The sequence below is a fragment of the Thiohalocapsa sp. genome, assembly GCF_019695415.1.
In the GTDB taxonomy this organism is placed as follows: Bacteria; Pseudomonadota; Gammaproteobacteria; order Chromatiales; family Chromatiaceae; genus Thiohalocapsa.
The window spans coordinates 1-2,972 of sequence record NZ_JAIFKJ010000271.1; the positions used below are offsets into that span (position 1 = coordinate 1).

Below are 2,972 nucleotides of genomic sequence, written 5' to 3' on the forward strand. Positions count from 1 at the left end.
GCAACCAACCCCTGGCTGAGGGCAGCGCAAGCCAGTGTGATTCCTTAGCTGCTGCCCGACGGGCTGGGCGGCTTGATGACCAGCGGCTTCGGCGTGGTGCGCTACAACGCGAGCCTGGATCTGGCGCTGGACGAGTTGGCCGAGCTGGATCGGCGCGCCGCGCGCATGGCCCTGGGTGAAGCGAGCACTTGGGCCAACCAGACCCTGGCCCATGCCCGGCAGGTGCAGGACATGATCCGCCTCGCCCGCGTCATGGCGGCGAGCGCGCGCGCCCGGGACGAGTGTCGCGGCGCCCACTACAAGCCCGAATTCGATTTGCCGTTGCCGTCGGCCCGGGAGGCCGACAGCCCGGACTGGGAGCACTACCGCGAGCGCTGGCGTGCCGGCAACGAGCGCTGGCTCAAGACCTCCGTCGCTGAGCACACCGCCGAGGGTCCGCACATCGAATTCGAGCCCGTAGACCTGAGCGTGCTGGCACCGGATCAGCCGCGGGATTACCGCTGATGGGCCTGGCCAGCGCACCGCACAGCCGCAGCGTCGAGCTGCAGATCCGCCGCCAGGACGCCCCGGACACGCCGCCTTACTGGCAGCGCTTCCGGGTGCCAGCCAAGCCCGACGACAACGTCGTCTCGGTGCTGCGCGCGCTGCGGCTCGACCCCGTCACCGTCGACGGCAAGCGCGTGGACCCCGTGGCGTTCGAGCACAACTGCATGGAGGAGGTCTGTGGCGCCTGCGCCATGCTCATCGACGGCCACCCCAGGCCATCGTGCTCGACGCTGCTCTCCGAGCTGGGCGATGTGATCCGCCTGGAGCCCTTGCCGAAGTTCCCGGTGGTGCGGGATCTGATGGTGGACCGCGCGCGGCTCTTCGAGAGCTTAGAGCGCGTCCAGGCCTGGGTGCGCCTGGATGGCCCGTGGGACACGCACGAGCGCTCGCCGCGCATCTCTCAGCGTCAGTGGGCCGCGGACTATCTCTACAGCCGCTGCATGGGCTGTGGCATCTGCCTCGCGGCCTGCCCGCAGTTCGGCGACGAGCCGGCGGGCGAAGACGGCTTCGTCGGACCCGCCGCCCTCGCCCAGGTGCGCCTGCTGAACGCGCACCCGCTCGGGCGCTACGACAAGTCCGAGCGGCTGCACGCCATCATGGCCGAGGGTGGCTTGAGCGACTGCGGCAACGCCCAGAATTGCGTGCGCGTGTGCCCCAAGGACATACCGCTGACCACGGCCATCGGCGAGCTGGGGCGGCAGACGACGGTGCAGGCGCTCAAAGACCTATTCGGCGCCTGATCGGCGTCGCCGACCCGCCCGCGGGTTCTCGTTCAGGCTGCTACTCGAGCTGGCCCTCGACGTACTCGGTCACCGCCTCCGGGAAGCGTACATAGCCGAGCTGGTCGGTGACCGCCTGGCCCGGCCCCATCGCGTAGTCGATGACGGCCTTCAGCGCCGGCAGTTTCGCCGGGTCGTCATACTCTTTGCGCAGTATCAGCCAGGACACGCCGATGATGGGGTAGGCATCTGCACCCGCCGGGTCCGTCGTGTTGGCGATGTCTTGGCTCGTCATGATGGAGTCGAGCGCCGCATCGAAGTTGGCCTTGCTGGGGGCGACGATCTGACCGGCGCGGTTTTCCAATGCGGCGATGCTGAGGCCCGGCAGGAAGCCCCAGGCGTACTGCACATAGCCGATGCTGCCCGGCACGGCACGAACAGTGGCCGCGACGCCGCCGTTGCCGGGCGCGCGGACCAGCCCGGCACGCGCCTTGAGGGCATCCGTCCAGTCCGGCTTCATGGCGGTGCCGACCTCTGCCGCAAACTGGGGGCTCAGCGCGCTCAGGTGGCGCGTGAACTTATAGGTGGTGCCGCTGGCATCGGCGCGCGCCACTACAACGATGGGCAAATCCGGCAGAGTCACGTCCGGGTTGGTGGCGGCGATGGCCTTATCATTCCATCGCGCGATGCTGCCGGAGAAGATCCCCACCATTGCATCCCGGCTCAGCTTCAGCTCCGGCACTGCCTCCAGGTTGTAGACCACCACGATTGCGCCGGCCGCCATGGGCAGTTGGCGCACGCCGCCGGACACTTGCGCGGCTTCTTCTTCGGTGAGCGGCACATCGGAGCCCGCGAAGTCCACTTGGCCGCCGATCAGGTCCCTGACGCCGCCGGCGCTGCCGATGCTCTGGTAGTCCACCTGAACGTTTGGATGAGCCAGGTAGTAGTCGCGGAACCAACGGAGATACAGCGGTGCCGGGAAGCTGGCCCCGGTGCCGAGGAGCTTGAGGCTGCTATCCTGCTCGGCCTGCTCGGCTTGCTCGGCCTGCGTTGGGGCGGCCAGACTGCACAGCAGTGCGGCCATGAGCAGATGGCGCAGCCGGGCCATCGGGCGACGGGGATGGTTCATGTATCGGTCCTCGGCTCCAAAGCGATGATGAGATGTCGCAGATGGATGCAGGGCTCGGTCCGACCCGGGTAAGGTCTCACTCCTGCTCCGGCGCCGGAGTCTATGGCCCCAAGCCACGCCTTTGCCACCGCGAACCGGTCATCGAATCGTCATGTGATTGTCATGTTCACGAGGGCTCGCATTGCGCCCACGAGACTGTGCACTTGAGCCGAAGGCCGCCTTCCTCACGCACGACTGCCGTATCGACGATCCCGCGCGGCACGCCCACCCGCTTCGGCGCGGCATCAAAGACCTCGCTGCCATCGCATTGGCGCAGGCCGAGCAGCCTGCGGTGGCACGCAAGGACCGCATCAAGAATGTCATCACCGCGCATCTGCTGGCCGAGGCGCGCGAGCACGGCTGTGCGCTGGTGAGGCGCGCCAGCTGCTTGCCGTGGACCTGGAGCTGAATGCCCAGGACCTGGGGGCGTGGCTCAGGCGGCGGGAGAAGGGAGGCGGCTAGAGGGGACCGGTGGAAGAACGGGTGGGGAGGGCGACCTGGGGGCAGCAGCGCGAGCCCGCCGCCGCGCCGGTCCGCGC

Annotated in this window: 4 protein-coding genes; 3 read left to right on the top strand and 1 reads right to left on the bottom strand. The window is 68.5% G+C overall.

All coding sequences use genetic code 11. From position 1 onward, the window contains the following. The first annotated feature begins 75 nt into the window (after positions 1-75). Positions 76-504 (top strand): hypothetical protein, encoded by a 429-nt coding sequence (locus tag I6U14_RS07795; protein WP_296898246.1) that lies wholly within the window; start codon positions 76-78, stop codon positions 502-504. Beyond that, a complete protein-coding gene (gene sdhB / locus I6U14_RS07800; protein WP_296898248.1) occupies positions 504-1,286 on the top strand; it encodes a succinate dehydrogenase iron-sulfur subunit in 783 nt (260 codons plus the stop codon). The genes I6U14_RS07795 and sdhB overlap by 1 nt, the downstream gene beginning before the upstream one ends. 40 nt (positions 1,287-1,326) lie before the next feature. Here the strand turns inward: sdhB and pstS are convergent, their stop codons facing one another. Beyond that, the gene (gene pstS, locus I6U14_RS07805) at positions 1,327-2,394 is read right to left on the bottom strand and encodes a phosphate ABC transporter substrate-binding protein PstS (protein WP_296898249.1); all 1,068 of its coding nucleotides are present in this window, start codon (positions 2,392-2,394) and stop codon (positions 1,327-1,329) included. A 181-nt stretch (positions 2,395-2,575) separates the two neighbouring features. Here pstS and I6U14_RS07810 point away from each other — a divergent pair, with 181 nt between their 5' ends. Then, entirely contained in the window at positions 2,576-2,842 is a 267-nt protein-coding gene (locus I6U14_RS07810) for a hypothetical protein (protein WP_296898250.1), read from the top strand. The last annotated feature ends 130 nt before the right edge of the window (positions 2,843-2,972 follow it).